12 protein-coding genes are annotated in these 14,853 nt (G+C 62.2%); 11 read left to right on the forward strand and 1 reads right to left on the reverse strand.

Going from position 1 to position 14,853, the window contains the following annotated elements:
• The first annotated feature begins 442 nt into the window (after positions 1–442).
• The 6 genes from mqnE (at position 443) to Q355_RS0100895 (ending at position 6,588) form a co-directional block, all read left to right on the forward strand.
• Positions 443–1,600, forward strand: a complete 1,158-nt coding sequence (gene mqnE, locus Q355_RS0100870) for an aminofutalosine synthase MqnE (RefSeq protein WP_051529247.1) — start codon at positions 443–445, stop codon at positions 1,598–1,600.
• Positions 1,601–1,640: 40 nt separating this feature from the next.
• Positions 1,641–2,453, forward strand: coding sequence for a menaquinone biosynthetic enzyme MqnA/MqnD family protein (locus tag Q355_RS0100875; protein WP_027876036.1), 813 nt, complete (start codon positions 1,641–1,643; stop codon positions 2,451–2,453).
• Positions 2,454–2,621: 168 nt separating this feature from the next.
• Positions 2,622–3,377, forward strand: a complete 756-nt coding sequence (gene sufC / locus Q355_RS0100880) for a Fe-S cluster assembly ATPase SufC (protein ID WP_027876037.1) — start codon at positions 2,622–2,624, stop codon at positions 3,375–3,377.
• A 45-nt stretch (positions 3,378–3,422) separates the two neighbouring features.
• Entirely contained in the window at positions 3,423–4,832 is a 1,410-nt protein-coding gene (sufB, locus tag Q355_RS0100885; protein WP_027876038.1) for a Fe-S cluster assembly protein SufB, read from the forward strand.
• Position 4,833: 1 nt separating this feature from the next.
• Positions 4,834–6,168, forward strand: a complete 1,335-nt coding sequence (gene sufD, locus Q355_RS0100890; RefSeq protein WP_051529248.1) for a Fe-S cluster assembly protein SufD — start codon at positions 4,834–4,836, stop codon at positions 6,166–6,168.
• Between the two features lie 117 nt (positions 6,169–6,285).
• The gene (locus tag Q355_RS0100895) at positions 6,286–6,588 is read left to right on the forward strand and encodes a Rieske (2Fe-2S) protein (protein WP_027876040.1); all 303 of its coding nucleotides are present in this window, start codon (positions 6,286–6,288) and stop codon (positions 6,586–6,588) included.
• A gap of 23 nt (positions 6,589–6,611) precedes the next feature.
• On the opposite strand, the gene Q355_RS0100900 is transcribed toward Q355_RS0100895, so the two are convergent.
• Positions 6,612–7,640 carry a LacI family DNA-binding transcriptional regulator gene (locus Q355_RS0100900; RefSeq protein WP_027876041.1) on the reverse strand — a complete coding sequence of 343 codons (1,029 nt, stop codon included), beginning with the start codon at positions 7,638–7,640 and terminating at the stop codon, positions 6,612–6,614.
• Positions 7,641–7,797: 157 nt separating this feature from the next.
• Here Q355_RS0100900 and Q355_RS0100905 point away from each other — a divergent pair, with 157 nt between their 5' ends.
• From Q355_RS0100905 to Q355_RS0100925, 5 genes are all read left to right on the forward strand, one after another.
• A complete protein-coding gene (locus Q355_RS0100905; protein WP_027876042.1) occupies positions 7,798–8,367 on the forward strand; it encodes a glycerol-3-phosphate acyltransferase in 570 nt (189 codons plus the stop codon).
• Positions 8,368–8,513: 146 nt separating this feature from the next.
• Positions 8,514–10,406 (forward strand): ribosomal protection-like ABC-F family protein, encoded by a 1,893-nt coding sequence (gene abc-f / locus Q355_RS0100910; RefSeq protein WP_027876043.1) that lies wholly within the window; start codon positions 8,514–8,516, stop codon positions 10,404–10,406.
• Between the two features lie 144 nt (positions 10,407–10,550).
• Positions 10,551–11,969, forward strand: a complete 1,419-nt coding sequence (locus Q355_RS0100915) for an aminotransferase-like domain-containing protein (RefSeq protein ID WP_245597442.1) — start codon at positions 10,551–10,553, stop codon at positions 11,967–11,969.
• Between the two features lie 27 nt (positions 11,970–11,996).
• The gene (gene eat, locus Q355_RS0100920) at positions 11,997–13,454 is read left to right on the forward strand and encodes an ethanolamine permease (protein ID WP_027876045.1); all 1,458 of its coding nucleotides are present in this window, start codon (positions 11,997–11,999) and stop codon (positions 13,452–13,454) included.
• A 16-nt stretch (positions 13,455–13,470) separates the two neighbouring features.
• Entirely contained in the window at positions 13,471–14,847 is a 1,377-nt protein-coding gene (locus Q355_RS0100925; protein WP_027876046.1) for a glutamine synthetase family protein, read from the forward strand.
• The last annotated feature ends 6 nt before the right edge of the window (positions 14,848–14,853 follow it).

Here is a 14,853-nt window from a genome sequence, read left to right on the forward strand (position 1 = left end):
AAGGCAGAACATCCCCCCTAAACACAGCTCCACTTCTCCTAGCAACCCCCTTTCTTGGGCCCACAAACGGGCCGTGCTCTGCGCCGGAACGGGTTTCTCCAGCTTTCTCGTCAGCAGCGACCCCTCTTCTACAACTTTTAGGCTCGCACAGGACTCACCCAGCACCGAGGTTATCTGGTGCGAGTCGATCAGCCCCAGGGCTGCGCGGCATATGGGCTCTTTGTCGAATTTCACGCCAATCTCCCTCGCATATCGCCATCGGCAAGCGATGGCAGTTTTCACCATAGAAAACTGTTTGGGGTTTAGCGGTGCATATAACCGTTACGTGAGAAGGGCAAACTTGACCGCTTCGTTCTGAACAGCACAGCAAGCGTCCGGTGGTGCGGCCAATCGTTGGTCAGGCCCATGGTCTTTGGGGCAGGCAGTGATACGATTGGTTGTGATGAACGCGGTTGCTTCCTTCGTTGGGGCCTGGCAACATGCCCCTGTGCGCGATTCCAGGCTTCTTCCCATAGTCGAAAAAGTGGAGGCAGGGGAGCGCTTGACCTTCGAAGACGGGATGGTGCTCTACCATACCCCCGACTACAACACCCTAATGCGGCTGGCCAACCGGGTGCGCGAGCGCAAGCATGGCGACAAAACCTACTTTGTACACTCGCTGCGGCTCGAGTTCACCAACATCTGTTATGTGGGCTGCACCTTTTGCGCCTTTGCCGCTAAAAAAGGTGAGGCGCGGGCCTGGGACTACAGCGTGGAGGAGGTGGTGGCTAAGGTGCGCGAGAAGTGGGAGCCCGGCCTGACCGAGCTACATATGTCCAGCGGCCATCATCCCACCCGCCCCTGGAGCTACTACCCCGAGATGGTGCGGGCCTTAAACGAGAACTTCCCCGGCATCCAGGTCAAGGCCTTTACCGCTGCAGAAATTGAGCACCTCTCGAAAATCAGTAAAAAGCCTACCCTCGAGGTGCTGCGCGAGCTCAAGGAAGCCGGCCTGGTGGCCCTGCCGGGCGGCGGGGCGGAAATCTTCGCCGAGCGGGTACGCAAGCAGATCGCCAAAAATAAGGTCAAGGCCGACAAGTGGCTGCAAATCCACCGCGAGGCCCACAGCCTGGGCATCCGCACCAACGCCACCATGCTCTACGGCCACATCGAAACCCTGGAAGAACGCCTCGAGCACATGGATCGGCTGCGCCGGCTGCAGGACGAGACCGGCGGCTTTTACAGCTTCATCCCCCTGGCCTTCCAGCCCGACGCCAACGCCCTGGCCTTCAACCTGGGCAAGACCGAGTTCACCACCGGCCTTGACGACCTGCGCAACCTGGCCATAGCGCGGCTTTACCTGGACAACTTCGACCACATTAAAGGCTACTGGGTGATGATCTCCTCCGACCTGGTACAGGTCTCGCTCGACTGGGGGGTTTCGGACATCGACGGCACCATCATCGAAGAACACATTGCCCATGCTGCAGGAGCCACCTCTCCCCTGGGGCTCTCCCGTCAAAAAATGGTGCAGCTCATTCAGGCCGCCGGACGAGTGCCGGTGGAGCGGGATGCGCTATACAACGAGCTGCGCATCTACGACCCCGCACCGCGGGCCTAGCGCCGTTTCGGCAGGTCATTCCAGAGCTTTTGTCACCGCTATGTACGTACTTGGGGTTCCCCGCTACGCCAACACCGCGCCGCTCTATCACTTTTTGGACGAAGGGGACGGGGTGGCTTTTCGCTATGGCGTTCCCACCGACCTCAACCGCTGGCTTCTGGAGGGATCGGTAGACCTGAGCCTGGTCTCCTCGTACTTCTACCTGCAAAACGCAGGCCAACTGCGCCCTCTGCCCGACTTTAGCGTGGCCGACCTGGGGCCGGTGTACTCGGTCAACCTGTTTCACCGCGCACCCTGGAGCAAGCTAAAGCACATTGCCCTGACCACCGAAAGCGCCACCTCGGTACGGCTTTTGCAGTACCTGCTTCAGGCCGATGGCATAGAGGCCCGGTACACCCCCGAGCAAGGTGGCCTGGAGCTGTTAGAGCGCTTTGATGCTGTACTGCTGATTGGCGACCGGGCCATCACCGCCTACTTTGGTCTGCTCTCGGTCATTCCCGAATCGGTGCACCAGGTGCCCAACCAAGTTGAAGGCATCCACATCAGCGACCTCTCGATGAAGTGGTTTGAGCGCACCCGGCTGCCCTTTGTGTTTGGGATCTGGGCTACCCGCAAAAACGCCCCGCCACCCCCCGACATTGTCCGTCGCCTGCGGGCAGCCCGTTCGCTAGGACTGGGCAACCTGGCCGCGGTGGCCGGCAGCGAAGCCCAGCGCCTGGGCGTTCCCGAGCGGCTGATGCAGCACTACCTGTGGAACTTCCGTTACCACCTAGAAGCCCCCGACCGGCTGGGGCTGCAGGCTTTCGCCGAGGCGGTGGGTCTGCCCTACCCCGACGACTACTGGGATGTGTAGGGCCAGCCAAGCCTGCCCCACACCAGTCAGATTTGTAACCTGGGGCATCCGAATCCCGACTAAACTACTATACTTTTTAGAGAGCAGAACCTATACTCTTATTGCGAGTGATTCGCAGTAAGAACCGGTTGTTCTGAAGTGAATCAAGCTGCTAGAAGGGGAATAAGCATGGCAAACCAACTGGAAATCCGCAACCTGCACGCTAAAATCGTGGACGGCGAAACCATCCTGAACGGGGTCAATCTGATTCTGCCCAAAGGCCAGGTACACGCCATCATGGGGCCCAACGGGGCGGGCAAAAGCACCCTGGGCAAGATTATTGCCGGCGACCCCAGCTACGAGATCACCAAAGGCGACATCCTGGTAGATGGCGAGAGCATCCTCGAGATGGAAGCCGACGAGCGTGCCCGCAAAGGGTTGTTCCTGGCTTTCCAGTACCCGGTTGAAGTGCCGGGGGTTTCCAACGCCAACTTTTTGCGCCTGGCCCTGCAAGCCAAAAAGGGTGGCGAAGTCAACATGATGGAGTTTTACGGCAAGCTGCAAAAGGCCCTACAGACCCTCGAGTGGGACGAGAGCATCCTGACCCGCTACCTCAACGACGGCTTCTCGGGGGGCGAAAAGAAGCGCAACGAGATCATGCACATGATGGTCTTGGAGCCTACCTACGCCATTCTGGACGAAACCGATTCGGGGCTGGACATCGACGCTTTGAAGGTGGTGGCCAAGGGCGTGAACGCCATGCGCGGGCCCAACTTTGGCGCACTGCTGATCACCCACTACCAGCGCTTGCTCAACTACATCGTGCCGGATGCGGTGCACGTGATGATCGATGGCCGCATCGTCACCTCGGGCGGCCCTGAGCTGGCCTTGAAGCTCGAGGAGCAGGGTTACGACTGGGTCAAGGAACTGGCCGTATCGAACTGATGGTGCGGGTTGCGCCATCAGAACCCTAGGCGCAAAGGAGCTAGTATGTCCGACAACATCCTGATTGAAGACATTGGGAATGAATACAAGTACGGCTTTGTGGACGAGGTAAAACCCGTCTGGAAGGCCGAGAAGGGGCTGAGCCGCCGCGTGGTGGAGGCCATCAGCTACCACAAAGACGAGCCCGCCTGGATGCTCGAGTTCCGCCTCAAAGCGCTGGAAATCTACCAGTCCAAGCCCGTGCCGACCTGGGGGGCCGATCTCTCGGGCCTCAACATGGACGAGATCTACTTCTACGCCAAACCCACAGAGAAGCGCGACGCCCGTAGCTGGGACGAGGTGCCGGAGGAGATTCGTCGCACCTACGAGAAGCTGGGCATCCCCGAGGCCGAGCGCAAGGTGCTGGCCGGGGTGGGGGCGCAGTACGACTCGGAGATGGTGTACCACCAGGTCAAAGAAGAGCTGCAGCGCCTGGGCGTCATCTTCGTCTCCATCGAGGAAGGGCTCAAGCACCACGAAGACCTCTTCCGCGAGTACTTCGCCACGGTGATTCCGCCGGAGGACAACAAGTATGCCGCCCTCAACAGTGCGGTCTGGTCGGGCGGGAGCTTTGTGTATGTGCCCAAGGGCGTGAAGGTAGACCTGCCTTTGCAGGCCTACTTCCGGGTCAATACCGCCGAGCTGGGCCAGTTTGAGCGCACCATCATCGTGTTGGACGAAGGCGCCGAAATGCACTACATCGAGGGCTGCACCGCCCCCACCTACACCACCGACTCCTTCCACTCCGGGGTCATCGAGATCGTGGTCAACCAGGGGGCCAAGAGCCGTTACACCACCATCCAGAACTGGTCGCACAACATGTACAACCTGGTCACCCAGCGGGCTTTGGTGAAGAAAGACGCCTACCACATGTGGCTCGACGGCAACCTGGGCTCCAAGGTGACCATGAAGTACCCCAGCAGCTACCTGGTGGAGGAAGGGGCCCGCTCGGACATCCTCTCCATCGCTTTTGCCAATACAGGTCAGCACCAGGACGCGGGCGGCAAGCTGATCTTTGCGGCCTCCCACACCGGCGGCTCCATCGTGTCCAAGAGCATCTCCAAAGGCTCGGGCCGCAGCAGCTACCGGGGCCTGATTAAGGTCTACGAAGGGGCCAAACACGTCAAGGTTAATGTGGAGTGCGACGCCCTCCTGATCAACGAGGAGTCCCGCACCGACACCTACCCCTACATGGAGATCGAAGACGACACCGCCACCGTGGGCCACGAGGCCACCGTGAGCCGCCTCAACGACGAGCAGATCTTCTACCTGCAGAGCCGGGGCCTGCCCGAGGACGAGGCCGCGGCCCTGATTGTGCGTGGGTTCATCGAGCCAGTGGCCAAGGAATTGCCCCTGGAATACGCGGTGGAGCTGAACCGCTTGATTGAGCTCGAGATGGAAGGGTCGGTGGGCTAGTATGGAATTGACCTCTACCCTTTCGCGCAACCTCGTGCTTGAGGTCTCCCAAAAACTCGGTGAGCCCCAGTGGCTTCAGGCCAAGCGCCTGGAAGCCTGGGAAACCTTTGCCAAGCTGCCCTACCCCACCACCCGCACCGAGGAGTGGAAGTACACCGACATCACCGAGGTGCCCTTCGAGGAACTGCCGCTCGAGCTTCCCAAGGGGAGCGCAAGCGAGATTCCCCAGGCGGTCAAAGAGCGTCTGGCCCAGGCCCAGCTCTCCGGCTACGCGGTCTTCGTGGGGGCCGACCTGGTGCACGTCGAACTGCCCGAAGAGCTGAAGGCCCAGGGGGTGATCTTCACCAGCCTGCACCAGGCCATCGCCCACCACCCCAGGCTGGTGGAAGAAAACCTCTTCAAGGCTGTGAACTGGCACGACCTGGTAGGCACCCAGCAAAACCGCCCCGAGAACTCCAAAATTCCTGCCCTCAACGCAGCCCTTTTCACCCACGGGGTGTTTTTGTACATCCCCAAAAATGTGGAGCTGAGCAAGCCCATAGGGGTCTTTAAGTACCTGGAGGGCGGCCATCTCTCCGGCTCGCGCACCCTGATTGTGGGGGACGTGAACAGCCAGGCGGTCTACATCGAGGAGTACATCTCGCCCGCCAAAGTAGCCCCTTCGGTGAACACATCTTCCACCGAAATCATCGTGGGCAATGGGGCCAAGGTACGCCATGCCCACATCCAACTTTTGGGTCAGGGCTTCTACCACTTCCACCGCCAGCGGGCCCACCTCGAGCGCGATGCGGCCCTCAACGACCTGGTGGTGAACATGGGGGCCTCCATCAGCCGGGCCGAGGTGCAGTCGGAGATGCTGGGGCCGGGTTCGTCCTCCGAGATGCTGGGCCTGTACTTCACCACCGGCCACGAGCACGTAGACCATTACACGCTGCAGCACCACGTGGCCGACCACGCCTATTCCGACGTGCTCTATAAGGGCGCGGCCAAAGACCAGAGCCGCACGGTATACGCGGGCTTGATCAAGGTGGAGCCGGGGGCCCAGAAAACCGACGCCTACCAGACCAACCGCAACCTGCTCCTATCGGAGGATGCCCGCAGCGACAGCGTGCCCCAGCTCGAGATTGGGGCCAACGACGTCAAGTGCTCCCACGGCTCCTCTACCGCGCCGGTGGCCCCAGAGGAACTCTTCTACCTGATGAGCCGGGGCCTCCCGCGCCACATGGCCCAGCAGATTCTGGTCAAGGGGCACATGACCGATGTGCTGACCCGAATCCCCATCGAGCCGCTGCGGCAATACATCGAGAGCATCATCGAGGAGAAGGTGCGCGTCTAGGTGCCCCACGGGAAGCTTCGACCCCCACGTTTTCCTGTTCAAACACCCATTTGCGCTTTCCGCAGGGGCCCCAGGATGGGAGAAAATCCGTAGTCGGGCAAGACCTTCGATGAGTTTATGTGGATTCCTGTTGCCAAGCTCGAGCAGTTCCAGAATGGCCGTCTGGTGGTCAAGGTCGAGGGCGAGAAAACCCCGGTGCTGTTGCTTTACACCGGCCAGGAGATTTTTGCCATCTCGGACATCTGCACCCACGACAAGAACCCGCTCTCCGATGGCCCGGTAGAAGGCGATACCATCCAATGCACCCGCCACGGCGCCAAATTCAACCTGCGTACCGGCAAGGCCACCCTGCCCGCGCCGCGTCCGGTGAAGGCCTACAAGGTTAAGCTCGAGGACGGGCAGGTCTGGCTGGAGGTATAAAGTGGCCCTCGAGGGCCACTGTTCTAGTCGGCATAGTTCCGCTGGGGCTGTGTTGAGCGGCGCACAATCAGGGCGGGTTCAAAGCGCCGGGCCCTGGGGCTGCCCTTATAGCCCCGGATGCGATCGAGCAACAGGCGGGCGGCCTCGCCCCCCATGTCCTCGATGGGCTGCGAAAGGGTGGAGAGCCCCCTGGCCTCGGTCCAGGGATGACCGTCGAAGCCCAGCAGGCGCACCTGTTCACCCAGCTCGAGGCCCTGTCGCTCGGCCTCTTCAAGAACCCCCAAAGCCAGCAGGTCGGCCCCGGCGAAAATGTTGTAGGGCGGTTTGGACTGCCGCATAAAGTGCTGCAAGGCCAGCCGCCCACCCTCGGCAGAAAAGCGCGACACAAATACGTGTGAATCGGGCAGCTTCCGGCCAGCCCGCTTTAGCCCATCTCGGAACCCAGCGACACGCTCCTGCCCTACGGTATGGCGCATGACCTCATCGAGCTCTTCCTGCATCTGAATGGCAAATAGCTCACCAGGAAATTGCGCCAGGTGCTGGGCCGCCATCTGCCCCCCCAGGTAGTTGTCGACGTAGGCCGAGTCGTAACGAGGGCTGTAGGCATCTACCAGCACCACAGGACGCTCGGTAGGGAATCTCTGGTCGGGCAGCAGGTGGGCCAGGCCCTGCGAGGCTACCAGCAACCCATCGGTCTGGTACGCCAGCGAGCGGCTCTCCAGGTAACGCTGCAAGCGTTGGGGTGAGAAGATGGGGAAAAGGGCAATCTCGTAGCGCTCTTCACTCAAAACCTGCTCAATGCCCTCGAGCAGTCGGTTATAAAACTCAGTGGAGATTACCGGAAGGATGAGCGAAATGGTGTAGCTACGCCCCCCAGCAACCCGCCGCGCGTGGGGGTTGGGGCTATAGCCAAGACTGGCCATGGCCGCCAGCACGCGTTCTCGCGTCGCAGGACGCACCGAAGGGTGGTTGTTGAGTACTCGGCTGACCGTACCGATCCCCACCTTGGCAAGGTAGGCGACTTCGTGGATGGTAGGTTTACGTTTGGCCACGTCAGGTTCCTTTTATGTTTGGAAGCGCTTTCTTTAGTAAGCCAAACACAGTCTACCACACAATCCAAACCGGAAAATTGCCGCGCCAGGAGTTCACTGTTGCTTCCCCTCGGCTGGGCTGCCGCTGGCGAAAAGCACGGTAGCATAAAGGCAGTCTATGGATTTGCTTTGGGTGGTGCTGGCCTATCTGGTGGGTTCGCTTAGCTTTGGGCGCATTGTGGGCGCCATCAGAGGTATCGACCTGGCCGAACGCGACACCCCCGGCGCCAGCGGCACCTGGCGGCAGCTGGGGCCTGCTTGGGGGGTGCTGGTGGCCGTGGCAGACATTGCCAAGGGAAGTCTGGTGGCCTATTTGAGCGGGTTTCTGCAAACCCCCTGGGCTTTGCCGCCGATGGGCGCAGCGGTGGTGGCGGGGCATAACTGGCCTCTGTACTTCGGCTTTCGTGGGGGGGGCGGCATCGCACCCACCCTAGGTTTTTTCGTCTTTTTATATCCCATCATCACCTTAGTGGCAGTGGCGCTTGGTCTGGCTGTAGCGGGCCTGTACTGGCAACTGTACTGGAAAAGCCATCGGCAAAGCTGGTATCCCCTTCCCGTAGGCGCCCTGGTGGGGTATGCCTATGCGTTAATTGCTTTTTGGCCCACTGGAATCGGGTTCTGGGCTTTTCTGCTGGTAAGCGCAACTGTGGCCTTGCGGGGCCTGCGAATGGCCAGAAGTGGCCGCTGATATGAACCCGTCAAAGCCGCTTTGTCGGCTGAATGCGTGCGACCATCCAACCCATGTTTGGTAGCAGTAGAAAAGGTTTCTTATGGGCAATTGCGCTGTTCGCCTGAGCGGGCCAGCGAAAGGTATCCCTTGCTAAACTGGCTGATGTGCGGATTGTATTTGCCGAAAACCTCGAGTACACCCTGGGGGCCCGCGACCTGCTGGCGGGGGTGAACCTGGAATTGCGCCACGGCGACCGGCTGGCCCTGGTGGGGGCCAACGGCTCGGGTAAAACCACCCTGATGTGCCTGTTGGCAGGGAACCTCGAGCCCAGCGCAGGTCGCATCCACCGTACCGAGGGGGTGCACCTAGAGCTTTTGCCCCAGGACCCTCAGTACAGCCCCTCCGACACCGTGGAGTCGGTGCTAAAGCGGGGGTTTGCCCGGGTGCAGGCTATGGAAGCCGAACTGGCCCAGCTCGAGGGCCGCCTGGCCGACCTCGAGGTCTACCACCACTGGGAAGTGCTGCACGAGCGCTATCAGGCCATTGGCGGCTACCAGCAGCGGGCCCGCTACAATGCAGTGCTCAAGGGTTTGCGCTTCGAGGGGCGCGAGCAGGAGAAGGCCAGCGTCCTCTCGGGCGGCGAGGCCCGGCGGCTGGCCCTGGGGGCGCTGCTCTTATCGGGGGCGGATGCGCTGTTGCTGGATGAGCCCACCAACCACCTCGACCTCGAGATGACCGACTGGCTGGTGGATTTCTTGCAGTCGTTTGGGGGGGCCACCGTCACGGTTTCGCACGACCGGCGCTTCCTCGACCGGGTGACCCAGCGGGTGGCCTGGTTGCGTGGTGGGCAAATCAGGCTGTACGAAGGCAACTACTCGGCCTTTCGCCACGAGCGCGCCCTAGAGGAAGAACAGGAAGCCCGCGAATACGCCCACTGGCTCAAGGAGAAGGAACGGCGCGAGGCCATTCTGGAGCAGGCCCAGCGCTGGGCCCACAGCAGCGCCAAACACGCCCGCCGCCTGCACAGTCTGGAAGCCCGTCTGGCGCAGTTCATGCAGGAGGCCATGGCCGCGCCCGATGCGAACGACCCCACCCTGCAGATTCGCTTCCCCCTCGAGCAGCCAGCAACGGCTGAGCGGGTTTTGGAGGGCTGGGAGCTGCAAAAAACCCTCGGGGGACGCCCACTTTTTTACATTCCCCACCTGCTGGTGCGAAAAGGCGAGCGCATCGCCCTGATTGGCCCCAACGGGGCCGGCAAGACCACCCTGCTCAGGGTGCTTTTGGGCCTGCTTCCTTCCGACCACCCGGCGGGGCGGGTTAAAACCGGGCCAGGGGTACGGGTGGGCTACTACGACCAGAAGCTCTCCGGCTTCGACCCCCAGCTTACCCTGTTCGAAACCCTCTACCGGATGCTGGGCGAAAAAGCCCATGCCGCTTTGGGGGCCTGGAGGTTTCCCTACGATGCCCAGTTCAAGCAAGTCGAGCACCTTTCGGGCGGCGAGCGGGCCCGGCTGGCTTTGCTCTCGCTCTCCTTGCAGCAGGCCAGCCTGCTGGTCCTGGACGAACCCACCAACCACCTCGACCTGGAAACCGTGGAGGCCCTCGAGCAGGCCCTTCTGAGCTACACCGGCACGTTGATTCTGGTATCGCACGACCTGGCCTTTCTGGATAAGCTCGCCAGCCGAACCTGGCACGTTTACGCCGGTCATTTTGTGGATTACCCCGGCCCCCCCAGCGAGTACCTCGAGCGCCGCAAAGCCGAGGTGGTGCCCAAAAGCCCCGAGCGCCCCGCCGCCCAAAACATTGGCCAGCCCGCAAGCAAAACCGCAGGCAGGGTCAAGGGCCGCTGGCACCTCGAGCGCGAGAAGGAGCGGCTGGAAGCCGAGATAGCCGAACTCGAGGCCCAGCTTCAGGCGGTGTTGAGCAAAGCCAACGAACCCAGCTTGCACCACCTCGAGTACGCCCGCATCGCCGAGGAACAAGGGCGGCTCGAGGCCCTCCTCGAGCAGGCTTTTGCCCGCTGGGCCGAGGTGACGGAGCAGCTCGAGGCCGGATAGGTCTCAACCCAGGCTGCCCCTGGATTGTCCTAGCACAATCGGGCAACTTGTATCTTTTCCCCGTCTTGGCCCTGTGCATATAATGCCCTCCATCACAAAGGAGAGCGTATGGGGGTGCGGGTCAAGCTGCGGCATGACAAACATATGGCTTTATACCGCCATATCGCCGAGGAGTTCCGCACCCGCATTGCCAAGGGCGAGCTCCCCCCCGGTACTAGGCTGCCCACGGTACGGGCCCTGGCCCGCGAGGTGGGCACCACCCGTCTCACCATCCACAACGCCTACCGGGAACTGCAAAGCGATGGGCTCATCGAGTCGGTGGTGGGGCGGGGTACCTTTGTGAGTTCACAAGCCCGGCCCACCGCCGCACTCAGCTTTGGCGAGCGGTTGGAGCCCGACTTGGTGCTCTCCGACCTGCACCGCCTGCAGCACGCCCGGGTGCTGCACAACCTGGCCCTGGCCACCGCCGACCCGGCATTGTTTCCTTACCAGGCCTTCTGGGCCTGTCTGGAGGGCCTGAAGCCCTTAGCCCAGGAGGTTTTTGGCTACGGCTCGCTGATGGGCGAGCCCGAGCTTCGGGTGGCCCTGAGCGAACTGCTGGAGCAGCGGGGCGTCGGGGCCGACCCCCAGGAGGTGCTGGTTACGGTAGGGGGGTTGCAGGGGCTGGCCCTGGTCTGCCGGGCCCTGGCCGAACCGGGCGAGGAGGTCTTGCTGGAAGAACCCACCTACCTGGGCCTGCTGGGCATTCTCAAACAGTTTCGCCTCAAGCCCCTGCCCGTGCCGCTCGACCCCCAGGGCCCCCGGCTGGAGGTGCTCGAGGCACTTTTGAAGCGCCACCGTCCGCGCTTTTACTACACCATTCCCAGCTACCACAACCCCACCGGGCTGCGCTTCCAGGAAGCCCGGCTTCAGGGGCTGCTCGAGCTGGCCCGAACCTACGGCTTTACCCTGGTGGAAGACGACACCCTGGGCCTTCTGTCCTACGAAAAGACCCCCCCTACCCCCCTGCTGGCCCTGGCCCAGCGCATGGGTCTGGAGGCCCGGGTGGTGCATCTGGCCAGCCTCTCCAAAGTGCTGATGCCGGGCCTGCGCATCGGCTACCTGGTCGCCCCACCGGAGTTGCTCGAGCGCTTCATCTCCTTGCACAACGTCTCCGACATCACCGGCCCTCCGCCCCTCTTGCAACGGGCCACGGCCCAGTTTGTCCGTCAGGGAGGGCTGAAGCAGCACCTAAAGCATGTTTTGCCCACCTACCAGAAACGCCGGGACGTACTGCTACAGGCCCTGGAACGCCATATGCCCGCGGAGGTGTCCTGGAGCCATCCGGAGGGAGGATTTTCCTGCTGGGTGAGCCTGCCTCGGCTTTTTTCCAACCTCGAGCTGCACCACCAGGCCCTGGCCCAGGGGGTGGCCATCACCCCCGGCGAGGCTTTTTTAGTACAGGCCGACCAGACCATGCACTTTCGCCTGTGCTTTGGAGCTCAGACCGCCGAGGGCCTGGAGGAGGGGGTGAAAGAACTGGCCAAACTCATCGGTGCACGGGTTTTACACGAGCAGGCTTGAAGCGAACTGGCGGGAGGTGGTTCAGCTATGGAAAACAAACCCAAAGAGGTGCGCGGGGCGCACTATGTAGACGTAGACAACACCTATCTGGAAAAGCGGCGCTTGCGCAAGAGTGCAGGCTGGGTGCTTTTGTGGGGCCTGGGGGTGGGGGCGGTCATCTCGGGCGACTTCTTCGGCTGGAACTTCGGGCTGGCCGCCGGGGGCTTCGGAGGCCTGTTGCTGGCGACAGTGGTCGTAGCCATCATGTACGTCACCATGGTGCTTTCTATCGCCGAGCTCTCTACGGCTCTGCCCCATGCGGGGGGCTTCTACTCTTTTACGCGCAACGCCTTTGGCCCCAACTGGGCCTACCTGAACGGGGTCACCGACCTGATCGAGTACGTGATTACCCCGGCGGTGATTGTGGTGGGCATCGCCGGTTATATGAACGCCCTGATCCCCGGCGTACCAGCCTGGATCTGGTGGGCGGCCTTCTACGCCCTCTTTGTGGGTATAAACATCCGTGGTACCGCCCTGACGCTACGGGTCTCGCTGATCGTAACCCTGCTGGCGCTGGGGGTGCTGGTTTTCTTCTACGTTGCGGCGGGCTTCTCCGGCGCGTTTAGCTGGGACAAGGTTTTCAACATCGCGCCGCAAGAGGGGGGCTCGAGCTTCCTCCCCTTTGGCTGGTATGGGGTTTTTGCCGCGCTGCCCTTTGCCATCTGGTTCTACCTGGCCATCGAACAGCTTCCCCTGGCCGCCGAGGAGTCGCACGACGTGGTGCGGGATATGCCTAAAGCCCTCATCCTGGGCATCATCACCCTATTGGTGCTTTCAGTGCTAACCCTCATCCTCAACACCGGTGTAGCAGGTGCCAAGGAAGTGGGCGAGTCGGATGCTCCTTTGGAACTCGGCTTTAAGGCGGTATTTGGGGACGCCGCCACCAGCACCTTCCTAACCCTAATTGCCATCACCGGCCTGGTGGCCAGCTTCCACGCCATCATCTACGCCTACGGGCGGCTGATCTTTGCCCTTTCGCGGGCTGGCTACCTGCCCACCGGGCTGTCCATCGTGAGCCGCTACCACACCCCGCATTTTGCCCTGGTTCTGGGCGCGGTGGTGGGCTTCTTGATGTGCGTGCTGATCAGCACCTTTTCCGACAGCGTGGGGGCCGCCCTGCTCAATATGGCCGTTTTTGGTGCGGTGATCTCCTACGCCATGGTGATGTTCGCCTACATCCGCCTGGCCCGTTCCCGCCCCGACCTGCCCCGCCCCTACAAAAGCCCTTTGGGCGTACCGGGGGCCTGGGTGGGCGCGATTCTGGCCCTGATTTGCCTGGGCGCCACCTTTGCGGTGGAAAGCTACCGGCCTGGGGTGGTGGGCACGGCGGTTTTTGTGGTGCTGATGATGGCCTACTACTGGTTCTACAGCCGCTTCCGCCTGGTGGCCCAGGCCCCCGAGGAAGAGGCCGCTCTGATCGCAGAGGCCCAGCGGGAGATTCGCTAAACCCTAGGAGGTACAGATGGCGGAAAACGCCGCAGGAAATCTCAGTTGGCTGGCTCAAAAGGTAAACACAGGCGAGATTGATACGGTTCTGGTGGGCTTCCCCGACCACTACGGGCGGCTGATGGGCAAGCGCTTTGAGGCCGAGTACTTTCTGGAGGAAGTGGCCCAGCACGGCACCCACGGCTGTGACTACTTGCTTACCACCGACATGGAGATGGAGCCGGTGCAGGGCTACCGCTTTGCCAACTGGGAGCTGGGCTATGGCGACTTTCACCTGGTGCCCGACCTGGCCACTCTGCGGCCTGCGAGCTGGCTCGAGAAGAGCGCTATTGTGCTATGCGACCTCGAGGACGAGCGCAGCCATAGCCTGATTGAAGTGGCCCCCCGCACCATGCTCAAACGGCAGCTCGAGCGGGCCAGGGCCCTGGGCTACACCGTGAAGGCGGCCTCGGAGCTGGAGTACTACCTCTACCGGGTCTCCTACCGCCAGGCCCAGCAGCAGGGATACGCCGGGCTCGAGCCCGCCGGGTACTACCTGGAGGACTACCACCTGCTGCAGGGCACCCGCGAGGAGCCCTTTACCCGCGCGGTGCGGCAACACCTGAAGGCCTCGGGCATCCCGGTCGAGAACTCCAAGGGGGAGTGGGGGCTGGGCCAGCACGAGGTGAACGTGCGCTACGCCGAGGCCCTGGAGATGGCCGACCGGCACGTCCTCTTCAAGCAGTGTCTGAAAGAGGTGGCCGAGACCATGGGCCTCTCGCTGACCTTTATGGCCAAGCCCCACCACGGCCAGGCGGGTTCTTCCTGCCATATCCATCTCTCGCTATGGAAGGACGGCCAGAACGCCTTTGCGGGCGAGGAAGAATACGGGCCGGTGCGGGGCTCCGAGGTCTTCGGGCAGTTTCTGGCTGGCTGGATAGCGCACATCCCCGACTTCATGCCCTTCTACGCCCCCACCGTCAACAGCTACAAGCGCTACGAGGACGGCTCCTGGGCCCCCACCCGGCTGGCCTGGAGCTACGACAACCGCACCGCCGGGTTCCGCGTGGTGGGGCGGGGGGCTTCGTTGCGCATCGAGTGCCGGATTGGGGGGGCCGACCTGAACCCCTACCTGGCCCTCACCGCCGCGCTGGCCTCGGGCCTCGACGGCCTGGAACAGGGCCTCACCCCGCCCCCCATCTTCCAGGGCGACATCTACCAGGCCCGCCACCTGCCGCGCGTACCCTACACCCTGGGTGAGGCCGCAGAGGGGTTTGCCAGTAGCGCTTTTGCCAAAGCCACCCTGGGCGAGGCCGCCCACGAGCACTACACCCACTTCTTCCGAAGTGAGTGGCAGGCCTATAACCGGGCCGTAACCGACTGGGAACGCAAGCGGTATTTCGAACGAATTTGAGGGAGG

Origin of the sequence: Meiothermus cerbereus DSM 11376 (assembly GCF_000620065.1) — a bacterium.
Lineage (GTDB): Bacteria > Deinococcota > Deinococci > Deinococcales > Thermaceae > Meiothermus > Meiothermus cerbereus.